Origin of the sequence: Microbulbifer bruguierae, from assembly GCF_029869925.1 — a bacterium.
GTDB lineage: Bacteria > Pseudomonadota > Gammaproteobacteria > Pseudomonadales > Cellvibrionaceae > Microbulbifer > Microbulbifer bruguierae.
The window spans coordinates 404901-426849 of sequence record NZ_CP118605.1 but is presented as its reverse complement, the minus strand read 5'-3'; the positions used below and the strand labels follow the sequence as shown (position 1 = coordinate 426849).

The 21949-nt window shown below is 56.9% G+C and carries 14 protein-coding genes; 6 read left to right on the top strand and 8 right to left on the bottom strand.

The genetic code is table 11. The annotated features are described in order from the left end of the window. Window positions 1-67 precede the first annotated feature (67 nt). Window positions 68-1606, bottom strand: coding sequence for a SulP family inorganic anion transporter (locus PVT68_RS01875; RefSeq protein WP_280320877.1), 1539 nt, complete (start codon window positions 1604-1606; stop codon window positions 68-70). A 223-nt stretch (window positions 1607-1829) separates the two neighbouring features. Here PVT68_RS01875 and PVT68_RS01870 point away from each other — a divergent pair, with 223 nt between their 5' ends. Continuing rightward, on the top strand, window positions 1830-2498 hold the full coding sequence (locus PVT68_RS01870) for a response regulator transcription factor (RefSeq protein WP_280320876.1): 669 nt from the start codon (window positions 1830-1832) through the stop codon (window positions 2496-2498). Beyond that, window positions 2495-3955: a sensor histidine kinase gene (locus tag PVT68_RS01865; RefSeq protein ID WP_280320875.1), complete on the top strand. Its 1461-nt coding sequence runs from the start codon at window positions 2495-2497 to the stop codon at window positions 3953-3955. The genes PVT68_RS01870 and PVT68_RS01865 overlap by 4 nt, the downstream gene beginning before the upstream one ends. Here the strand turns inward: PVT68_RS01865 and PVT68_RS01860 are convergent. From PVT68_RS01860 to PVT68_RS01840, 5 genes are all read right to left on the bottom strand, one after another. Beyond that, complete coding sequence (locus tag PVT68_RS01860; protein ID WP_280320874.1) at window positions 3952-6282, bottom strand: FdhF/YdeP family oxidoreductase; 2331 nt, start codon at window positions 6280-6282, stop codon at window positions 3952-3954. The two genes, PVT68_RS01865 and PVT68_RS01860, sit on opposite strands and share 4 nt — an antisense overlap. After that, window positions 6279-7196 carry a formate dehydrogenase accessory sulfurtransferase FdhD gene (gene fdhD, locus PVT68_RS01855; protein WP_280320873.1) on the bottom strand — a complete coding sequence of 306 codons (918 nt, stop codon included), beginning with the start codon at window positions 7194-7196 and terminating at the stop codon, window positions 6279-6281. The genes PVT68_RS01860 and fdhD overlap by 4 nt, the downstream gene beginning before the upstream one ends. A 59-nt stretch (window positions 7197-7255) precedes the next feature. Next, window positions 7256-7576 (bottom strand): heavy metal-binding domain-containing protein, encoded by a 321-nt coding sequence (locus PVT68_RS01850; RefSeq protein ID WP_280320872.1) that lies wholly within the window; start codon window positions 7574-7576, stop codon window positions 7256-7258. 139 nt (window positions 7577-7715) lie between these two features. Then, on the bottom strand, window positions 7716-9890 hold the full coding sequence (locus PVT68_RS01845; protein WP_280320871.1) for a malate synthase G: 2175 nt from the start codon (window positions 9888-9890) through the stop codon (window positions 7716-7718). A 119-nt stretch (window positions 9891-10009) separates the two neighbouring features. Then, window positions 10010-10945 carry a LysR family transcriptional regulator gene (locus PVT68_RS01840; RefSeq protein WP_280320870.1) on the bottom strand — a complete coding sequence of 312 codons (936 nt, stop codon included), beginning with the start codon at window positions 10943-10945 and terminating at the stop codon, window positions 10010-10012. Window positions 10946-11121: 176 nt separating this feature from the next. Between PVT68_RS01840 and PVT68_RS01835 the strand changes: the two genes are divergently transcribed. The 4 genes from PVT68_RS01835 (at window position 11122) to pta (ending at window position 18966) form a co-directional block, all read left to right on the top strand. Further along, window positions 11122-12720: an isocitrate lyase gene (locus PVT68_RS01835; RefSeq protein ID WP_280320869.1), complete on the top strand. Its 1599-nt coding sequence runs from the start codon at window positions 11122-11124 to the stop codon at window positions 12718-12720. Window positions 12721-12992: 272 nt separating this feature from the next. Then, window positions 12993-15383, top strand: a complete 2391-nt coding sequence (locus tag PVT68_RS01830; protein ID WP_280320868.1) for a glycoside hydrolase family 9 protein — start codon at window positions 12993-12995, stop codon at window positions 15381-15383. Window positions 15384-15588: 205 nt separating this feature from the next. Next, window positions 15589-16824: an acetate kinase gene (locus PVT68_RS01825; RefSeq protein WP_280320867.1), complete on the top strand. Its 1236-nt coding sequence runs from the start codon at window positions 15589-15591 to the stop codon at window positions 16822-16824. Window positions 16825-16827: 3 nt separating this feature from the next. Beyond that, window positions 16828-18966 (top strand): phosphate acetyltransferase, encoded by a 2139-nt coding sequence (gene pta, locus PVT68_RS01820; RefSeq protein WP_280320866.1) that lies wholly within the window; start codon window positions 16828-16830, stop codon window positions 18964-18966. A gap of 96 nt (window positions 18967-19062) precedes the next feature. On the opposite strand, the gene PVT68_RS01815 is transcribed toward pta, so the two are convergent. Both PVT68_RS01815 and PVT68_RS01810 read right to left on the bottom strand, forming a co-directional pair. After that, window positions 19063-19479 carry a (R)-mandelonitrile lyase gene (locus tag PVT68_RS01815; RefSeq protein WP_280320865.1) on the bottom strand — a complete coding sequence of 139 codons (417 nt, stop codon included), beginning with the start codon at window positions 19477-19479 and terminating at the stop codon, window positions 19063-19065. Window positions 19480-19689: 210 nt separating this feature from the next. Then, entirely contained in the window at window positions 19690-21900 is a 2211-nt protein-coding gene (locus PVT68_RS01810; RefSeq protein WP_280320864.1) for an acetyl-CoA hydrolase/transferase C-terminal domain-containing protein, read from the bottom strand. Window positions 21901-21949: the final 49 nt, after the last annotated feature.

Sequence of the window (21949 nt, the reverse complement as noted above, 5' to 3'; positions counted from 1 at the left end):
AAACGAAAAGGATCTGGCTGCAGATACAGCCAGATCCAGATTGGTTTTCGGGGTTCGCTATTCGCGCTTACGCTACCGCACGAAACTCTCTCTCCTCCCAGATGGGGACCACATTTTTACGCTGGATGATATCGACATCGATTCCGCGAGCCGCTGCGGTGGCGATAAAGTCTGCAATGGTCTCTGCCACATCGTGATTGATATACACGCAGTTGCGCTTATCGAGAATCACGTGGGCATTGTCCGGGATTTCACTCAGCTCCTTGCGGATAGCACCTTTGTTCAAGAAGGTTACTTCTTCCGCCAGTTGCATATTGATCCGGATGCGATTGCCCTCTTCCGTATCCTGTTTTTTGTGCAGGAAATGAGAGTTGAGGTAATTGCGGCGCAGCAGTGCAAAAATTGCCGCAACCATCCCCACGCCAACACCGGTCAACAGGTCCGTAAACACCACCCCAAGCACAGTGATCAGAAACGGCAGGAACTGCTCCATACCGTTGCTCCACATTTTGCGAAACAGGGCCGGCTTGGCAAGTTTGTAACCGGTAAGAATCAACACCGCGGCCAGCACCCCTAGCGGGATCATATTGAGCCAGGTTGGCAGGGTTGCAACACATACCAGCAGCAGAATACCGTGGCAGATGGTGGATCCCTTGGAGCGCGCTCCGGTCTGCAGGTTAACGGAACTGCGCACAATCACCTGGGTCACTGGCAGGCCGCCGATCAGGCCGGAAAAAGAGTTACCCACCCCCTGCGCCACCAGTTCGCGATTGGTGGGTGTCGTCCGCTTCAGCGGGTCCATTTTGTCGATAGCCTCCACACTGAGCAGTGTTTCCAGACTCGCCACGACGGCGATGGTCGCCGCTACCGTCCACACCAACGGATTACCCAGCTGCGAAAAATCCGGTAGCGTAAACAGGCCAACAAACTCATTGAAACTCGTCGCCACCGGCACACTGACCAAGTGCGACGGATTCAGTCCCATGGTCGCGGAATTGCCCAACATCAGATACAACAGCACCGAGGAAAGTACCGCGACCACGGGACCCGGCACCATTGCCAGCCAGCGCGAACGTTTTACCAATGGCGTTTCCCAAACAATCAACAGCGTCAGGGAGAGTGCAAAAATTGCCAGCGCGCCCGGGTGCACTGAATTCAGCAGAGACACTGCACCGTCACTTATGGATGTGCCGGAGTCCAGGCCAAATGCATAGGGAAGTTGTTTCAACACGATAATCAGGCCGATACCCGTGAGCATCCCATTAATCACCGACGACGGAAAGAAATACCCGAAAATTCCAGCGCGTAACAGCCCGAGCACGATCTGCATCAGACCGCCTATGACCACCGCCAGTAAAAATATCTCGAACGAACCCAGTGTTTCGATGGCGCTCAGTACAATTACCGTAAGTCCTGCGGCCGGACCGGAAACACCGAGGCGCGATCCACTTGCCGCCCCGACGACAATACCCCCGACAATACCGGCAATCAGACCGGAAAATAGCGGCGCGCCGGATGCGAGCGCCACGCCAAGACATAGCGGTAGAGCGACAAAAAACACCACCACACTCGCCGGAATATCTTTCTTTAAGTTCTGCAAATCCATCACCTACAGCTCCTGTACAACTCATCAGTCAATGCGATCGACGGAAATGAAGCGGCCAGCGCGTTATACCCAGCGATGACCATGAATTCGGCGAGATTACTGACACCCCCTTTCAGCAACCTTTCAGCGATGAAATTTTCCGATTGTCTCAACAGTCACGTACAGATGCGCAGAATCGTGTAATCTTCCCCGCATTCGAACCGTCAACGGTGAGCTCAACACCATGAATGTATTGCTGGTAGAAGACGACCCACTAATCGCCCAGGGGTTATTACAGGCACTAAAGCAAAACGCCTATACGGTGGTGCACGCGTCCTATGGTGAGCGCGCTGAGGGCTTGCTTCTCGCCAACGACGTAGACCTGATCATTCTCGACCTGGGGCTACCGGACATGGATGGGCTCGAGTTGTTGCGGCGCCTGCGTGCACGCCAGAACCGGGTACCGGTACTGGTACTGACCGCGCGCGACGGCGTCGAACAACAGGTCGCGGCACTCGACCAGGGTGCCGACGACTATATGGAAAAACCTTTCGATCTGCGCGAGCTGGAAGCGCGATTGCGGGCGCTGTTGCGTCGCAGCCACAACCTGTCCACCGATGAGGTCAGCCTCGGCGCGCTGCAATTGAGCCCGTTCCAGCGCACCGCCACACTCAACGGTGACCGACTGGAACTACCGGCACGCGAGTATGAAATTCTGGAGGTTCTGTCACTCAATGCACACCGTGTAGTCACCAAGGCTCGCCTCGCGCAGCGTCTCAGCCGCGAGGGTGACGAGGTCGGAGACAACGCGGTGGAAGTGTACGTGCACCGGTTGCGCCGCCGACTGAAAGACTCCGGGCTCGCCATCCGCACCCAGCGCGGCGCCGGTTACGTGCTGGAGGAAGCCTGTTGAATACCAACCTGGGGTTGCGCGCTCTACTGCTGCTATTGGTCGGTGGCCCGCTTTTTGTACTGCTGCTGATTGAAACACTGGTCACCTTTGGTATTGGCTTGCATGTGACCAATCAGGTGTTTGACCGCTGGTTACTGGACTCCGCGTATTCTCTGGCACAGGAAGTTCGCCAGGAAAACGGCGAGTTGGTGCTCTACGCCGATGAAGCCGCCATCGAGGTGTTTGAATGGGACGAACTGGACGAAGTCTACTACCGCGTTTCCACCCTGGATGGGCGCGTGCTGGGTGGAGAAACACAAGCCTGGATAACTCCGAGCTTGACCGCGCTTAAGCAGGGGCCGGTATTCACCAATATAAAAATGGGCGGCGAGTGGGTGCGCAGCGTAACCGTGCTCACCAATCCGAATACGCCGAGTGAAAGTGCGCTGGTGAGCGTGGCGGAAACCTTGCATAAACGAATTCCGCTGTCGCGCACCCTGATGTTTGAAGTGGTGTTTTCGAAGGCAATCATGATCGTGGCGGCACTACTCGTGGTAGCACTGGCCCTGAGCAAGGGAATACGCCCACTGCTCCGCCTGAGCCAGGAAATTGCCAACCGCTCACCGCGAGACCTGACGCCTATCAGTACTCAATCAGCACCGAAAGAAGTGCGCACCGTAATCGACAACACCAACCAACTATTGGAACGACTCGACGACGCGTTCAATGCCCGTGAGCAGTTTATCGGCAATATTTCTCACCAGCTTAAAACCCCACTCGCCGGCATCAAATTGCAGGCGCAGCTCGCACTTCGGGAAAAGAATCTCGAAAGTGCACATCAGGCGCTGGAGCGTATCTGCCAGACTACCGACGCAATGACGCACCTGAATATCCAGCTACTGAAACTCGCGCGTGCAGAGGCCGCGTCCGGTCGCGGTTTACGCAACGATTCAGTCGCACTGGACAACGTCGTAAGGGAAGCGGCGGAAAGCCTGCGTGAGCTGGCCCGGGGCCGCAACGTCACGGTGCAACAGAATTTTTCCAGCGCTCCCGCAAACCCCATCCCCGAAATCTTCCCCAGCTTTAAAGTTGCCGGAGATTACTATTTGCTGCGGGAACTGGTGTGGAACCTGATGGAAAACGCCATCCTCTACGTACCAGAGGGCGGCAATGTATGGGTAGCGCTATCGCGGGAAAACGGCAAGATACGCCTAAGCGTCAAGGACGACGGTTTAGGCATCCCCCGGGAACACTGGCCGGTAATCTTCGAGCGTTTTTTCCGCTCGAAGATTAGTGGCGATGGTTGCGGGCTGGGACTCGCAATCGTGCGGGAAATTGCTTTCGCCCACGGTGCCACCGTTGAGCTGCAGGAAGCGCCCGGAACTACACCCGGCACACCCGATACTACGCCCAGCAAACCCGGGACTACAGGCGCCTACTTTGTATGTATTTTCCCCGCCGAAGAAAATCCCGGCTAAACGATCCGCTCCGGCACCGAGCTGGGCTCCAGGCGAATCGCAATATATTTTGAGGTCGGTGTATAACTACCGACACCGTAACTTTCCAGGGGAACCAGCGGGTTGGCTTCGGGATAGTAGGCTGCAGCCTGGCCCTTGGGAATATCGAAAGCGATCAGGGTAAAACCGCGAACCCGGCGCTGTTGTTCATCGCTCCACAGGGACACCACATCCACTTTCTGCCGGTCTTCAAACCCCAGACGGTGAATATCATCGAGATGCGCAAACAGTACCCGTCGCTCTCCCTTCACGCCGCGGTAGCGATCATTAAGACCATAGACAGTGGTGTTGTACTGGTCGTGTGAGCGCAGGGTCTGCAACACCAGGTCTGCATTTTTTCCGGCTTTATCCAGTGCGCTCAGCACCGTTTCCGGCAGAAGCGTCGGCAACGCCTGGGCGACAAAATTCGCTTTGCCATTTTCCGTATTCCACTGCCGTTTGCCGGCGGAATTCTCCAGATAGAAACCGCCCGGTGCCTGGATTTTCTCATTGAAACGTTCGAATCCAGGAATCACATCCTGTATCAGCTCCCGGATGCGCCCGTAGTCCTCGATCAGTGACAGCCATGGAACCGGCTTTTCACCCAGCACTGCCTCGGCCATACCGGCGACAATCGCCGGCTCCGAGCGCATCTCCGCCGACAGCGGCTGCAATTGTCCAAAGGATGCATGCACCATACTGAAGGAGTCCTCCACCGTCACCGCCTGCGGGCCGCTGCGCTGGTAATCGATATCCGTGCGCCCAAGACAGGGAAGAATCAGCGCTTCGCGGCCGGTGATCAGATGACTGCGATTGAGCTTGGTGCTGATCTGCACTGTCAGATCGCACTTCTGCAACGCCTCGTGGGTGCGATCACTGTCCGGTGTCGCCTGGGCGAAATTTCCCCCAAGGGCAATAAAAACCTTCAACTGATCGGCGAGCATGGCCTCAATTGTCTGCACCACATTAACGCCGTCTTCCCGTGGTATCGGGATCTGAAAGCGTTTTTCCAATGCATCCAGAAGTGCCGCCGGGGGTTTGTCATCGATCCCCATGGTGCGGTCACCCTGTACATTGCTGTGACCTCGCACCGGACACAAACCTGCGCCGGGCTTGCCAATCTGGCCACGCAGCAATTGCAGGTTGGTAATTTCCTGGATCGTGGCAACCGAATGCCGGTGCTGCGTGACCCCCATCGCCCAGCAGATGATGGTGGCATTGCTGCGACAGAATATATGCGCAGCCCGCTCCAGCTCTTCCTTGTCGAGCCCACCGTAAGCGAGAATTTCGTCCCAGCTGGTCGCATCCACCGCTGCGCGATAACGTTCAAATCCCTCGGTGTGCTCTTCAATAAATGCTTTGGCCAGTGGCTCGTCACCGCCGGAGCGCTCGGCCTCGTCCTGCCACTGAAACAGCCATTTGGCGATACCGCGGATCACCGCAATATCGCCACCCAGTGCCGGGCGGAAATACGCGGTGTTGAGAGCAAAGTCACCATTGGTGAGCATCTGCACCGCGTTCTGGGGTGCCTGAAAACGCTCTAACCCCCGTTCCCTCAGAGGGTTGAAGACAATAACCTGCGCGCCGCGTGCTACCGCTTCGCTCAGCGGTTCGAGCATCCGTGGGTGGTTGGTACCAGGATTTTGGCCGATCACAAAGATGGCTTCCGCGTGCTCGAAATCCTCATAGGTCACCGTGCCCTTGCCCGTGCCAATGCTGCCTTTCAGAGCCACACCGCTGGCCTCATGGCACATATTGGAACAATCCGGCAGGTTGTTGGTGCCGAAAGTACGGGCAAAGAGTTGGTACAGAAATGCCGCCTCATTGCTCGCCCGCCCGGACGTATAGAAAGCAGCCTGGTCGGGGGAAGAAAGGCTATTCAGGTGTTCGGCGATGCGCTTGAAGGCGAGATCCCAGCTGATTGGCCGATAGTGTCCACTGTTGCCGTCGTAATACATCGGCTCAGTCAGGCGCCCCTGGTACTCCAGCCAGTAATCGTCCTGTGCCAGCAAGTCTTCAATGCTGTGCCGGGCGAAAAACTCAGCATCCACGCCGCGACCGGATGCCTCCCAGTTCACCGCTTTGGCGCCATTTTCACAGAATCGGATACGCCCCTCTTTGGGCGCTTCGCCCCAGGCACAACCCGGGCAGTCGAAGCCCCCGTTCTGGTTTGTCTGCAGCATCGCGCGCAGGTTCTTGAATGGCTGGCGGCTGTCGAGCCAGGCATGGGCTACGCTGCGCAGCGCTCCCCAGCCAGCCGCAGGTCTCTGATAGGGCCGAAAACGAAAGCGATCCACCGGTGTTTTCACGAAAAGGTACACTCCCCAAAATACATCTTTTTTCGCGATGCAATATCACCGCCCTGCGATCCACTTGCGTTGCGTGAATCCCCGGATGAGCTGGTGTATGAATCGACACTCTGATTCGATGCAGGCGAACCACTGTAAACTCGCGGCGCGCCGCTGGCTGGTATATGGACCAGATTGAGATGGTAGTCCCAGGCCCAGCGCACACTGATGTCGGACGGCGAAGACAGGCTCGCCAGGGTGCCGACGCCGGCACGTATGGATTTCTGCACCAGTTCCAGGCTACAGCGACTGGTCATGGCGGCAAACCCTTCAGCCATCGGATACCCGGCTCTGGCACAGGCGCCAATGAGTTTATCCAGCGCATTGTGACGGCCAATATCTTCGCGACATAAGACCGTATTCCCACGACTATCCACAAACAGGGCTGCGTGCATGGCGCCACTGGATTTCCGGTGTTTTTGCGCACACTGAAAGCGCTGTCGGAGGTTGGCAAAATGCCGCACCGGAGGCAGCGCGGGCGCAAATCCTGGCTGACTGCTATCAATCGGCGCTAATGCCTGAGATAGAGCTTCAATCCCGCAAAGTCCGCAGCCGCTTGAGCCGGACTGGGCTCGGCGCTGTAACTTGAGCCGATTGAATGCGCGCTGGCTGATGGTGATATCGAGTTCCGCGGCATCTTGTGTGTGACGGATGTCCAGATCCATCAACTGGTCGCTGTGGCTGATTACGCCACTGGTAATACTGAAACCAAAGGCAAAATCATCCAAAGCCTCTGGCGTCGCCATCATGACGGCGTGATTGATTCCGTTGTAGCTGATGGCAACTGCCACTTCCCGGGCAAGTGGCTGGGACTGCGTTGATACCAGCTGCACATCGGACTCTGCGCAAACGTAATAGGTGTAGGCGTTATCCACGTAATTGTTAACACTCGTTCATTGTTGGTGGCGGCTCACGATGTTTTTAACTGTAGTTGTCAGCGATATTTAACTGCGGTGCCGCTAACACTCACCATCATCATGCCCCCCTTCTCACCTACCACTTCGTAATCGAGATCGATACCGACAATCCCGTTGGCACCGAGTGAGCGCGCCTGGGCTTCGATTTCAGAAAAAGCGATTTTGCGCGCTTTACCCATTTCTCTCTCGTAAGACCCGGAGCGTCCACCGATGATGTCGGTTATGGAGCCGAACAGGTCCTTGAAGATATTCGCACCCAAAATGGCCTCACCCACAACAATACCCAAATATTGTTGTATTTCGTGGCCTTCGATATTCGGCGTGGTGGTCTTAATCATGGGGATACCTTTCCGTTAGGGTGGGTCCGTTTGGGGGAAGCGCGGCGACAGATTCACAGTCGCGTTCGCAATTATAGAAACACAAAGCCCCGCGAGTCGCGAGGCTTTGCTGATCGAGATAAAGGACTTGTAAACGAAATCAGCCTTGGCGGGCTTTGAACTCCCTGCGGCGGCGATGCAGAACCGGCTCGGTATAGCCGTTGGGCTGTTCACAGCCCTCTAGTACCAGTTCGCAGGCAGCCTGGAAGGCGATGCTGTCATCAAAATTTGGCGCCATATTCCGGTAATTGGCATCTTCCGCATTCTGGCGATCCACAATCGCAGCCATGCGCTGCATCGTCTCCAGTACCTGCTCTTCGGTACAGACGCCCTGCTTTAACCAATTCGCGATGTGCTGAGAGGAAATCCGCAGGGTGGCGCGGTCTTCCATCAGACCTACGTCATTGATATCCGGTACCTTGGAGCAGCCGATACCCTGGTCTACCCAGCGCACAACATAACCGAGAATGCCCTGGGCATTGTTATCCAGCTCACGCTGAATATCTTCCTGACTCCAGTCAACGCTCTCCGCCACCGGAACCGTGAGGATATCGTCAAGACTGGCATGAGTGCGGCGTGCAAGCGCCTCCTGGACAGCTGGGACATCCACCTGATGGTAGTGCAGCGCGTGCAACGTGGCCGCAGTAGGCGACGGAACCCAGGCCGTGTTAGCGCCCGCTTTGGGGTGACCGATTTTTACGTCCATCATAGCGGCCATTTGATCCGGAATCGGCCACATGCCCTTGCCGATTTGTGCGCGGCCCTTGAGGCCAGTGGCCAGACCGACATCCACGTTCCAGTCTTCATACGCGGCGATCCACTTGGACTGTTTCATGTCCCCCTTGCGGATCATTGGGCCCGCCAGCATGGAGGTATGAATTTCATCCCCGGTGCGATCAAGGAAACCGGTGTTGATAAACACCACCCGCTCCTTTGCCTCGGCAATACATGCCTTGAGGTTAACCGTGGTGCGGCGCTCTTCGTCCATAATGCCCATTTTCACAGTGTTGCGGGCGAGACCCAGGGCGTCTTCAATCCGGTTGAACAGGGTGTTGGCGAACGCCACCTCTTCCGGGCCGTGCATTTTTGGTTTCACGATATACACACTGCCGGCACGGGAATTCTTGTGCGGCCCGGTACCGCGCAGATCGTGCATGGCAATCAGGCTGGTGATCATGCCGTCGAGAATACCTTCGGGAACCTCGTTGCCGTCTTTGTCGAGCACCGCGTCATTGGTCATCAGGTGGCCAACGTTGCGCACAAACATCAGGCTGCGTCCCGGCAGGATCAATTTGCCACCTTCCGCGCCGCGATATTCTCGATCCGCATTCAGGGTCCGCACCAGTTCCTTGCCACCCTTGACCAGGGTTTCCTGCAAATCGCCTTTCATCAGGCCAAGCCAGTTCCGGTAGACAACCACTTTGTCTTCCGCGTCGACCGCAGCTACCGAATCTTCACAGTCCATGATGGTCGTGAGCGCGGCCTCCACCAGCACATCCTTCACTCCAGCCTTATCGGTTTTGCCGATCGGGCTTTCGCGGTCGATCTGAATTTCAAAATGCAAGCCGTTCTGCACCAACAGCAGGGCTTCCGGCGCATCCTGTTCGCCGCGGTAACCGACAAATTGACGGCTGTTTTGGAGTGCGGCCACCTTGCCGTTACTTAGCACGACTTCCAGCAGCGATCCGTTGATGCGGTATTCGACAACATCCTGGTGACTGGCGCGATCCAACGGCGCGCTCTCGTCGAGAAACTTGCGTGCGTATTCAATCACTTTGGCCCCACGCACCGGGTTATAGGCACCACCCTTTTCTGCGCCCTGCTCTTCACTGATAACATCGGTACCATACAGAGCGTCGTACAGGCTGCCCCAGCGGGCGTTGGCCGCGTTCAGCGCATAGCGCGCGTTCATCACCGGCACCACCAGCTGCGGGCCGGCCATGGTCGCAATTTCCGGGTCTACGTTTTCTGTTTTTGCGGAAAAATCTGCGGGTTCCTCTACCAGGTAACCGATTTCCCGCAGGAATGCCTTGTATTTTTCCAGATCCCGGTAACCTTGAGGATTATCGCTGTACCACTGATCCATACGCGCCTGAATTTCATCGCGTTTTTTCAGCAGTGTGCGGTTTACCGGCGCCAGATCGTTGACGATATTTTCGAGTTCAGCCCAAAACACCTCGGTACTGACGCCGGTGCCCGGGATCACCTCTTCTGTAATCAGTGCATGCAATTCTGCAGCGATTTGCAGCTCGCCAATTCGGACTCGTTCCGTCATGTCTGACCTCTTGGTACTGGTAGTTTTTTCCGCATTCTAAACATGGCACGATACATGTCGCTAATTTATAGCTGCAATCTTCAGTATTTGCGAGGTGAATTTTGGTTGGGTCGAAGACCCTACAATTGCCGTCCAACATCAAGTATCAGGCGTCGCATCCAGCGATGAGGGGCACTCTGCTGCAACAGCGGGCTCCAGGCCATTTTCAGCTCAAGGGGCGGGATTTTAAGCGGCGGATCCCTCAGAACAATACGCGGATTGCTGGCACCGAGCTTGGCCAGACGGGTGGGCACGGTGACGATAAGGTCGCTTTCCTCCGCCAGCAACATGGCCACCTGGTAGTGACGGGTGAACACGGAGATATCCCGTTTGCGCCCCACACGGCCGATGGCCTCATCCACCCATCCAAGGCGCTGCACGTCTTCCGGGTTCACACCGACGCCGACCCCCATGCCGGTTTTACTGACCCAGATATGCTGTGCCCGCAGGTAACTCTCCAGATTGTAGTCATGGAGCATGGGGTTATCGGCGCGCATCACGCAGGAAAAGGTGTCGGTCCAGATGGTCGCCTGATGAAAGCTCTGGGGCATGGAATCAAAACGGTTGATGACCATGTCGACCTTGCCCTGCTCCACGTCTACAAAGCTCACGTCGCTGGGCGTCATGATATCCAGACTGATACCGGGAGCCCCCACACGCAGCTGCTTCAGCAGGGGTGGGATCAGGGTAGATTCGGCATAGTCACTGGCCATGATGCGGAAAGTGCGGCGCGCTTCGGCAGGGTCAAAGTCCCGGTTGGGCTGGATTACCTGATCGATGGCCGCGAGCGCTTCGCGCACCATTGGCTGCAGCTCCATCGCCCGTTCCGTGGGCATCATCCCCTCGCGAGTGCGCACCAGCAGCGGGTCGCCAAACAGTTCTCGCAGTCGCTTGAGCCCATTGCTCATGGCGGGCTGCGATAAACCAAGTTGGTTAGCGGCGCGGGTGACATTACGCTCACGCAGAAGTACATCGAGGTAAACCAGCAGGTTGAGGTCGGCTCTTTCCAGATTCATTGATGGGGCTCTCTGCCGGTCTTACCAGCCGGCTTAACGGTCACGAATTTTCAGGGAAATCGCCATGTATTCACACTGTGGATAGCGGAAATAATGACAATAAATTAGCCAAATTATGCCAGCACTCCTAGGATGCATACAACCCAACCGCAGTCACCTTTTCGAGGAAACACAGCATGTCCAATTACTCTAAAGAAATCCAAGCGGCAGCCAAGCTCTGTGACACCAATGGCAGCTCCTGGGATGCCATCAACCCGGAATCCGTGGCGCGGATGCGCCTGCAGAACAAATTTAAAACCGGCCTTGATATCGCGAAATACACCGCAGATATCATGCGCAAAGACATGGACGCCTACGACAAAGACTGCACCAAGTACACCCAGTCCCTGGGTTGCTGGCACGGCTTTATCGGTCAGCAGAAAATGATTTCCATCAAGAAGCACTTTGAAGGCAACACCGACCGCCGTTACCTGTACCTGTCCGGCTGGATGGTTGCCGCCCTGCGCAGCGAGTTCGGCCCCCTGCCCGACCAGTCCATGCATGAAAAAACCGCGGTAGCCGGCCTGATCGAAGAGCTGTACACCTTCCTGCGCCAGGCGGATGCCCGTGAACTGGGCGGCCTGTTCCGCGAACTGGATGCGGCCCGCGAAGCCGGCGACCAGGTCAAGGAAAAATCCATTCAGAACAAGATCGACAATCACGTGACCCACGTCGTGCCGATCATCGCCGACATCGACGCCGGTTTTGGTAACGCCGAAGCGACTTACCTGCTGGCGAAGAAAATGATCGAAGCGGGTGCCTGCTGTATCCAGATTGAAAACCAGGTTTCCGACGAGAAGCAGTGCGGCCACCAGGACGGTAAGGTGACTGTGCCTCACGAAGACTTCCTCGCCAAAATCCGCGCAGTACGCTACGCGTTCCTCGAACTCGGCGTAGACAACGGCGTGATTGTTGCCCGTACCGATTCCCTCGGTGCCGGCCTCACCAAGCAGATCGCGGTGACCAAAGAACCCGGCGATCTGGGCGACCAGTACAACGCCTTCCTGGATTGCGAGGAAGTTTCCGCCGGGGATCTCGCCAATGGCGACGTGATCATCAACCGCAACGGTAAACTGCTGCGTCCGAAGCGCCTGGCATCCAACCTGTTCCAGTTCCGCAAAGGGACCGGTGAAGCCCGCTGTGTACTGGATAGCGTGACCTCCCTGCAAAACGGCGCTGACCTGATCTGGATCGAAACCGAGAAGCCCCACGTGCGTCAGATCGGCGCCATGATGGAAGAGATCCGCAAACAAGTGCCCAACGCGAAACTGGTGTACAACAACAGCCCGTCCTTCAACTGGACCCTGAACTTCCGCCAGCAGGTATTCGATACCTGGCAGGAAGAAGGCAAAGACGTATCCGCCTACAACCGCGAAAATTTGATGAGCGCCGAATACGACGACACTGAGCTTTCCAAGCTTGCCGATGAGAAGATCCGCACCTTCCAGGCAGACGCGGCCCGCGAAGCCGGTATCTTCCACCACCTGATCACCCTGCCGACCTACCACACTGCGGCCCTGTCTACCGACAACCTGGCCAAGGAATACTTCGGCGAAAAAGGTATGCTCGGCTACGTCGAGGGCGTACAGCGCAAGGAAATCCGTCAGGGCATTGCCTGCGTGAAGCACCAGAACATGGCCGGTTCCGACATGGGCGACGACCATAAGGAATACTTTGCTGGCGAAGCGGCGCTGAAAGCCGCCGGTACAGACAACACCATGAATCAGTTCAGCTAAGCGATCGTCTCTATCCAATATCCCTGAGATTCGCTTTTATTACTTGATGGGCCGCATTGCGGCCCTTTTTTCGTTTCAGTCGTGCGATTTAGCGCCTGATTGAACAGTCTTGCGTGACCTTGTTTCCACTTCTGTATATTTGCCTGCTTTCCTATTCCAACCTCTCCTCACTTTCCGTCTCCGGCACGTCTTCTAATAAGTCATACATTTCATACGAATCTCGCAGAGATTCATTTCCATAAAAAAACTGAGAGAAACCGGAGGATCCTTTTATGCGTCTATCGCATTTATTGTTGTCCGCGACCGTGTGCTTTGCCGCACCAGCCGTATTTGCGGCACAGGCAAGCATGAACGTCGTTAACGACTGGGGACAGGGGGCGCAAGCCGATATCGTGGTGCTCAATGACGAGTCGGCGCCACTAACCAATTGGTCAGTGGAGTTTGATCTGAACGCGCAGATCACCCAGATGTGGAATGGCGTGGTGCTGTCCCAAAGTGGAAGTCACTATGTGGTGGGCCCCGCGGCCTATAACAGCACCATCGGGGTGAACGGCCAGGTCAATATCGGCTTTCTTACTACCCCGGGCGGCCTCACTGCGGTGCCAGTGACGGTCAATGGGGACGGAGGGTCTTCCGGCGGCTCGTCGAGTAGTTCCAGCAGTTCCTCAAGTAGCAGTTCCAGCTCTTCTTCCAGTAGTAGCTCCAGCTCTTCGAGCAGTAGTTCATCCAGTAGTTCCAGCTCCTCCGGCGGCAGCTCTTCCTCATCTTCCAGCTCGTCTTCAGGATCCTCTTCATCTTCTTCGTCAGGCGGGTCCGGCAGCGGGCACCTGAGCTACGAACAAAGTTCCTTCATTACCGTGGATCAATTTGGCTATCTGCCAGGCAGTGAAAAAGTTGCCGTATTGAGAGACCCGCAGCAGGGTTACGATGCCGCCGACAGCTACACACCGCCGTCGGATATCCGTGTGGTTAACGTAGACAGTGGCGCAGTCGTATATACGGCGCAGCCCCAACCATGGAATGGTGGCGCTACCGCCGAATTTTCCGGAGACCGTGTGTGGCACGTGGACTTTTCGGCGGTGACCACAGCGGGCAACTACATTCTCGCCGACGAATCCGGTGAACTGCGCTCCGCAGAATTCCGCATTGCCGCCGATGTATACCGCCCGGTACTGGTACAGGCCGTGCGCACCTTCTACTACCAGCGCGCCGGATTTGCTAAACAGGCCCCCTATGCCGATGCGCGCTGGGCCGACGGTGCAAGTCACCTGGGTGCCGGACAGGACCCGCAAGCCCGGCGGTACAACGCCACCGGCGATGCCAGCACCGAAAGGGATCTGCGCGGCGGCTGGTACGATGCCGGCGATTACAACAAGTACACCAACTGGCACGCGGACTACCTGATTTCCCTGTTGCATAGCTATCGGGAAAATCCCGCGGTATGGACCGACGACTTCAATATCCCCGAATCCGGTAACGGTATTCCCGACCTTCTGGACGAAGTGAAATGGGGCATGGACTGGCTGGTGCGGATGCAGGAAGACAATGGTTCGGTGCTCTCTGTCATGGGACTCTCCCACGCCAGTCCGCCGTCCTCTGCCAGCGGTGCCAGCACATACGGTCCCGCCACCACCGCGGCCACTTACAGCAGTGCCGCAGCCTTTGCTCTCGGCAGCCATATTCTGGGTCAGGTGCCCGGGCTACAGAGTTACGCAGCAGACCTCAGCGCCCGCGCCGAATCTGCATGGCAATGGGCCCAGGCCAACCCGGCGGTGACCTTCCGCAACTCCGATAACGGCGTGGCCGCGGGCGAACAGGAAGTGGACGATTACGGGCGTTTCGCCAAAAGCCTGATGGCCGCCATCAACCTGTACCGGGCCACCGGTGATACGCAATACCGCAGCTTCGTGGAAAGTAATTATCAGACTGCCCACTTGATGGAGTGGAGCTGGGTATCCATTTGGGAAGTGGAAATGCAACACGCGTTGCTCTACTTCGCCTCCCTTGATGGCGTCACCGCAGCGGTTGCGAGCAATATTCGCAACACCTACGCGGCTGGTATGAATGGGGATGACAACTGGCCGGCAGTCAGCGGCAACGCGGACGCCTACCGTGCCTATATCCCGCAGTACACCTGGGGCAGCAACCGCAGTCAGGCGCACCAGGGCAACCTGTTCCTCGACCAATTCCAGTACAGTGCCGGCGCCCCCGGTGAAACCGCCGCGCGCAACGCCGCCCTGCGCAACCTGAACTACCTGCATGGCGTAAACCCACAAGGCAAGGTGTACCTGTCCAACATGGGCGAGTTCGGTGCAGAAAACTCGGTGGACAGCTTCTATCACACCTGGTTTGCCGACGGCAGTGCCCAGTGGGATTCGGTCAGTGAGTCCTCCTACGGTCCGGCGCCGGGCTTCCTGGTCGGCGGCCCCAATCCCAGTTACGACTGGGATGGCTGCTGTCCCAACAGCTGCGGCAGTGCGGAAAACAACGCCCGCTGCGGCATTGCCCCCCCGGAGCCACCCTATGGTCAGCCCGCACAGAAGTCCTTCCTCGACTTCAATACCAGCTGGCCGCTGAACTCCTGGGCGGTCACCGAAAACCACAATATGTATCAGGTGGCATATATCCGCCTGCTGTCGAAGTTTGCAACCAGCAGCAACTGATTCTCCACGAACGGGGGCCGGCTACGGCCCCCAATGTTCAACGCCCGTCCCCCACACTTCACACCTCTTCTCGACATTTGCCGGTCAACCGGCCACTTCAAACCCGACAAGGCGCTGACGCATTTTTGCACTAGTCTTATGGCAAGACTGCAACAAATCCGTGCAGCTATCACTCAGTGATTGCACTCTTATACAGACGTCCAGCATGCCGACCTCCAGCCAAGTCCTTGTTCTTAACTGCGGGAGTTCCTCGCTCAAATTTGCCGTGATCGATCCCCGCAATGGCGATTTGTCTGTGAGCGGTATCGGCGAGGCGCTGGGTGAGGAAGAACCTCAGATCAAGTGGTCGATCCACGGGCAAAAATTCGCCACCAGCCTGCCTGGCGATGCCCGGCACACGGAAGTCATCCGTTTTCTGGTGGAACAGATATTGAACGACAAGCCTGAGTTGCGCGACCACCTGGTAGCAATAGGCCACCGTGTGGTGCACGGGGGCGAGAAATTCTCCCATTCGGTACTGATCAATGACGCAGTGATCAACGCCATTCAGGAGTGCGTCGCTCTGGCCCCACTACACAATCCCGCGCACTTGCAGGGCATCCAGGCTGCGCGCGAGGCATTCCCGGAATTGCCCCAGGTTGCGGTATTCGATACCGCTTTTCATCAGTCGATGCCCCGCCATGCGTTCGTCTACGCCCTACCCTTCGCCCTGTATCGGGATCACGGAATCCGCCGCTACGGTATGCACGGTACCAGCCATCGCTTTGTCACCGAGCGAGCCGCCGAACTGCTGAACCTGCCGGTAAACGAGGTCAATATCATCTCTGCTCACCTGGGCAATGGCGCGTCCATCACCGCGATCCACAACGGCCGCAGCATCGATACCAGCATGGGGTTAACGCCACTGGAAGGGCTGGTAATGGGCACCCGCTGCGGGGATGTGGACCCGGGATTGTTGATGCATCTGAGCAGCCGGCTGGATTACTGCATGAAAGAAATCAGCGATATGCTGAACAAGAAAAGCGGCCTGCTGGGAATTTCCGAACTGAGTAACGACTGCCGCGCACTGGAACAGGCCGCCTCCGAGGGGCACGATGGCGCGCAGCTGGCAATGGATATTTTCTGCTATCGCCTGGCCAAATACATCGGCGCCTACCACGCCGTGCTGCCGCAAGTGGATGCACTGGTGTTTACCGGTGGTATCGGTGAGAACTCCAGCCTGGTCAGGGAGAAAGTACTCGGCCAACTGAGGGGATTGGGGTACGAGCTCGACCTCGGTAAAAACGCACGCGCGCGATTTGGTGAAGAAGGCCCCATCGCTTCCGACCGGTCCTGCGTCACCCTGGTAATTCCCACCAATGAAGAGTGGGTCATTGCCCGCGATGCCGCCGAACTGGTACCACCAGACACCCCAAACCATGACCCGAGTGTGAGGGAATAAGGCATGTCTCGCACGATTATGCTGGTGCCGATCAGCTCCGGCGTCGGCATCACTTCTGTTAGTCTCGGGACCCTGCGCGCGCTGGAGCGCAACGGTGTCAGCGTCAGTTTTTTCAAGCCCGTCACCGAAGCGGTGAAAAACGAAAAGCACCGCGATCGCAGCAATGAAATATTGCGCAGTGCCTCCAGCCTCAACGTCCCCGATTCATTCAGCATGCAACACGCTGAATCCATGATCGGGCGCGGAGATCTTTCGGAGCTGCTTGAGGACATACTCGCACGCTTTCAGGAGTGCGCCAGAGTCGCCGATGTCGCGATTGTCGAGGGACTGGTACCCAATGCGGAAAACCAGCTGGCAAGCCAGCTGAATCTGCAGATTGCCAAAACCCTGGACGCGGAAATCGTGCTGGTGGTATGTCCGAACCTCGACTCCACCCAGCAGCTGAAAGACCGGCTGGAAATGGCCATGGCCAGTTTTGGCGGTGCCAAATCTGGGCGTGTGGTCGGCTGTATTGTCAACAAGGTTGGCGCCCCCTCCCAGCTACCGGACACCCCCGGCGCGGATATTACCGGCATGTTCGAGGCGCCGAGAGCGCGCCGCGGCAACCTGGAAATTCTTGCTCTGTTTGGCAAGAGTCCACTGCCGATCATCGGCTGTATTCCCTGGAACGCAGACCTGATAGCGCCCCGCGCCAAGGACCTCGCCGATCATTTTTCCGCCGAAGTCATCAATTACGGGGAACTGGAAACACGCAGGCTGCGCAGTATCACCTTCTGCTCCCGCTCGCTGGCAAACATGATTTATCGCTTTGAGCCCGGCTCCATGCTGGTAACGTCCGGGGACCGGCCCGATGTTATCGTCGCCGCCTGTCTGGCAGCCATGAACGGAGTAAAAATCGGCTGCCTGCTGTTAACCGGTGCTTATTACCTCGAGCCACAGGTACGCAAGCTCTGCGCACCGGCCATGGAAACCGGTTTACCGGTGATTCTGGTTGGCACCAATACCTGGCAGACGGCTCTGCAGTTACAGTCCTTCAATACCGAGACTCCCACCGATGACCTGGAGCGTATCGAAAAGGTCCAGGACTTTATCGCCGGCCACCTCGACAACCACTGGGTGGAATCTCTTGGCCGCGACTCCAATCGCCCCAAGCGCCTGTCACCGCCGGCTTTCCGCTTTCATCTCACCGAACTGGCCCGGCGCGCCAACAAGCGTATTGTATTGCCGGAGGGCGATGAGCCACGCACCGTGAAAGCCGCACTGATCTGTGCCGAGCGCGGTATCGCGCGGCCGGTATTGCTGGGCGATCCGAAAGAAATACACCGGGTTGCTGAACAGCAAGGACTCAGTCTCAACGACAAGATCGAAATCATCGATCCGCGCAGTGCGCGCGGTAAGTACGTTGAGCCAATGGTGAAGCTACGCAAAAGCAAGGGGCTGACCGAAATCGTCGCCAAGGAGCAGCTGCAGGACAATGTGGTGCTAGGCACCATGATGCTGGCGGAAGGCGAAGTGGACGGTCTGGTCTCCGGCGCAGTCCACACCACCGCCAATACCATCCGTCCCGCGCTGCAACTGATCAAGACCGCACCGGGCGCGGCCCTGGTTTCTTCGGTGTTTTTTATGCTATTGCCAGATCAGGTGCTGGTTTATGGCGACTGCGCGATCAACCCCGATCCGGATGCGCAGGAACTGGCGGATATCGCCATTCAGTCCGCCGACTCTGCGAGCGCATTTGGTATCGAACCCAGAGTAGCCATGATCAGCTACTCTACCGGAACTTCCGGCAGTGGCAGCGATGTGGAAAAAGTGCGCGAAGCGACCAAACTCGCACAGGAAAAAAGGCCCGACCTGATTATCGATGGGCCGCTGCAGTACGACGCCGCGATCATGGAAAATGTAGCGAGGAAAAAAGCCCCGGACAGTCCGGTGGCGGGACGCGCAACCGTATTTATTTTCCCCGACCTGAATACCGGCAATACCACCTACAAGGCCGTACAACGCAGTGCAGACCTGATCAGTATTGGCCCGATGTTACAGGGCATGCGCAAGCCGGTTAACGATTTATCGCGGGGTGCGCTGGTGGACGACATCGTCTATACCATTGCACTCACCGCGATACAGGCCAGTCAGTTAAAGTAGAAGCTCCTTATGAACTACTTCAAAGGTAACATTTCGATCATTGACACCTCACAAGCTCCCGAGCGCTTTTTGTCATGACCAGCCCAGAAAGCGCTCTCAATCAGTCTCTACTGGAGAGTGGTATTGCTCATCACTTACTTTCTCCAGCCAATTCACTGGAGAACCGTCAAGCGCTTCCTGGATCGCAATGTGGCTCATGCTGGTGGTATCGGTAGCCCCGTGCCAATGCTTTTTACCGCAGTTACAGAACACAACATCCCCCGCACGGATCTCCCTTTTGGGCCCACCCCAACATTGAGTCCAGCCACAACCAGCAGTGACGATGAGATGTTGGCCCAGAGGATGGGTATGCCAGGCTGAACGGGCGCCCGGCTCAAAAATCACCAACGCGGCGGAAGTTCGAGCTGGCTCAGTAGGGCTGAACAACGGATCGATCCGGACATTTCCCGTAAAGGTTGCTTCAGGACCAGCGATCGATGGCTGGGACCCAACACGGTAAATCTTCATATCCATGAAATGTCACTCCTACCGATAAATCGAATCCGGAACTGGCTCAACACCGCATTCATTGACGCCAGCGGGCAATGATTAGCCCGACAATCCGCTATCTACTTATGCGGATTATTCACAAATTTAGACCAAATGCTTAGCCTGGGTTAGAAAGGATTCAACAAACGCACAGGACAGATGCCCCCGAATATGGGTGAATCCTTGGGTTGCTGGTTACTCCGCGGCGGTCGGATCTGTGACATCCCCTAGCAGGCGGTCATTGTCCAGGTTGAGCAGTAGAGACCCCGCCACAAGATATGCCTCGAGACGATGCTCGAATGTATCGCTGTATTCAAATTCCATACGCTCGAGACAGGCGTGAATGTCCCGGTACTCTGGCGCCTGGCTTTTGCACACCTTGCGCCCCCGGCGCAGCAGCGGCCATAGTTCCCAGATTTTCCGTCCCTCTTCCTTTAGCGCCTTGAGTCCTATGGCTAGCTGCGCCTCTTCACGAGTCAAGTCGGTCCCCAGCGGGTAGTAAGGTAGCAGCTGCCGGCGATGTCCCTGCTGGAACACGGACCGAATACGTTCCGGGGTGTTGTTGGTAAATTCAGCAGGAATTTCATAGCCCCCCTCTACTTTGTGGGCTGATTTGGCCTTCTCCAGCAACTCCTGCTGAAAGCGCGAATCGGTAATACACAGCAAGGCGACGATCACATCGCGATCGCATTTACCCCGTAAGTCAGCCACGCCGTACTCAGTTACCACGATATCCCGCAAATGACGGGGGATGGTGCAGTGGGGATATTCCCACACCAGGTTGCTGCGGATATGCCCCGCGCTCTGGCGGGTACTAGGAAGGGTAATAATAGAACGGGCCCCGGGCAGCTCATGGGCCATGGCGACAAAGTTGTATTGGCCCCCAACGCCGCTAACCACCTGCGCATTTTCCAAACCATCGGAAATCACCGCCCCATTCAGGGTAACCATCATCGCGGAATTCACGAACCGCGCGTGTTGGCGTTGGGCGATTTTGAGCGCCCTGTCCTGCTGTAACTCGTTGATGAAATCGATCGCGGTCATATTGATTCCGGCCATTTCACCCGCGGGCAATTCCCGCAGTGCTTTATACATGGCGCCCGAGCCGAGATAAAAGCCACCGTGCAACCAGGTACCTGGAAGCTTCCGGCCCGCGCAGGCGCCGAGCAATTTTTTTCGCCCGCCACTGCTGTGCAGGTCGCACTCTTCAAGCTCCCCGTTTTGGTCGAGAAATTTATGCCCTCGCCAACTGTAACTGGGGTCGACGATACCCATAGCCTGAAGGAATTTGGTGTCCTCCTCGCGGAGTGGACACTGCACGCGCCCCGCCTCTCGCAGTGCAATCAGCAGCTTCTCATCCACGACGTCACTTACTTTGCCGGCGTTCAACAGCTGTTGCAGCGACGCATCGCCACAGACTTCTCGCTTGAGTACACCGGCCCGGCGCAGGTGCAGGAAACCTTCGGTTACCATCTCACTCGCACCATACAATCCGTTCTCAAAGACGCCCAGCTCAAGCGGCAATTTACATAATCGATGTTCGCCATCTCCGTGCAAAGACTGCAGGATTTCCCGGTAATCCCGGTTGTTGCCGTGACGCAATCGCAACACATGGCAGATAGCGTCTCCCAGGGCGCCGATGCCGATCTGCAAAGTGCCGCCGTCCTTGATAAGACCGGCGATATGGAAAGCCAGGGCATACTCTGTCAGCTGCACCGGTGGATTGGGTGCCGGAAATATCTGGCAATCGAAGGTGTCGCCTTCAAGAATAAAATCAAACAACTTGCGCCCAACCCGCGCATCCCCACCGAGAAACGGCAACTGCGGATTCACCTCCGCAACCATGGTGATGTGCGGATAATCGCTCGCCTGCGCCAGCGCCACCAATGGCAGGGTTAGATCCGGATTACTGCTCAGGCTGAAATCACCGCTGTCATCCGGCGCTGGTGACACCATCTGCGCGACCACATTGACGCCCCTGTCGAGAAGATCCCGGGGTACATGGGTGTAATTGGCGCTGACATAGCTTTGTTGTGCGGAGGGAGAATGCAGGAAGCTGCCGGGCTGCATGAAAAACTCACACACTTCGACATTCTTCGGCAACAGGCCTTTGCGGCGTGCCTGATTGTAGGCAAGGTCCTGGTAGTCACTGTAGAGACGATCCAGCAGCGGCTGGACAAAGCGCCGCTGCAACTCGCTACTGGCAGATGGGCGCTCCAGGGTAAGGGCAGTGAAGATCGTAAGGGAAATTTCCGGATCGCGCTCCGCGCGCGCGTAGATGGCATTGACAAAGTGGTTGGCCTTGCCGATAGCCAGTGGCAACCCCAGCACCACCCGCTTGCCAACCTTTGCAAGCACCGCATCAACACAGGCCTCTGCGGTGCTGAACGTATCCGCTTGTGCCATGGATACCCCTCTGCGATTTGCAATCCGATTGATTTGGTGGCGTGCAACA

Excerpts from the sequence above, each read along its gene's own strand:
- PVT68_RS01875 (WP_280320877.1), bottom strand. The coding sequence starts at position 1,606 with ATGGATTTGCAGAACTTAAAGAAAGATATTCCGGCGAGTGTGGTGGTG.
- PVT68_RS01870 (WP_280320876.1), top strand. The coding sequence starts at position 1,830 with ATGAATGTATTGCTGGTAGAAGACGACCCACTAATCGCCCAGGGGTTA.
- PVT68_RS01850 (WP_280320872.1), bottom strand. The coding sequence starts at position 7,576 with ATGATTAAGACCACCACGCCGAATATCGAAGGCCACGAAATACAACAA.
- PVT68_RS01845 (WP_280320871.1), bottom strand. The coding sequence starts at position 9,890 with ATGACGGAACGAGTCCGAATTGGCGAGCTGCAAATCGCTGCAGAATTG.
- PVT68_RS01840 (WP_280320870.1), bottom strand. The coding sequence starts at position 10,945 with ATGAATCTGGAAAGAGCCGACCTCAACCTGCTGGTTTACCTCGATGTA.
- PVT68_RS01835 (WP_280320869.1), top strand. The coding sequence starts at position 11,122 with ATGTCCAATTACTCTAAAGAAATCCAAGCGGCAGCCAAGCTCTGTGAC.
- PVT68_RS01830 (WP_280320868.1), top strand. The coding sequence starts at position 12,993 with ATGCGTCTATCGCATTTATTGTTGTCCGCGACCGTGTGCTTTGCCGCA.
- PVT68_RS01825 (WP_280320867.1), top strand. The coding sequence starts at position 15,589 with ATGCCGACCTCCAGCCAAGTCCTTGTTCTTAACTGCGGGAGTTCCTCG.
- pta (WP_280320866.1), top strand. The coding sequence starts at position 16,828 with ATGTCTCGCACGATTATGCTGGTGCCGATCAGCTCCGGCGTCGGCATC.
- PVT68_RS01815 (WP_280320865.1), bottom strand. The coding sequence starts at position 19,479 with ATGGATATGAAGATTTACCGTGTTGGGTCCCAGCCATCGATCGCTGGT.
- PVT68_RS01810 (WP_280320864.1), bottom strand. The coding sequence starts at position 21,900 with ATGGCACAAGCGGATACGTTCAGCACCGCAGAGGCCTGTGTTGATGCG.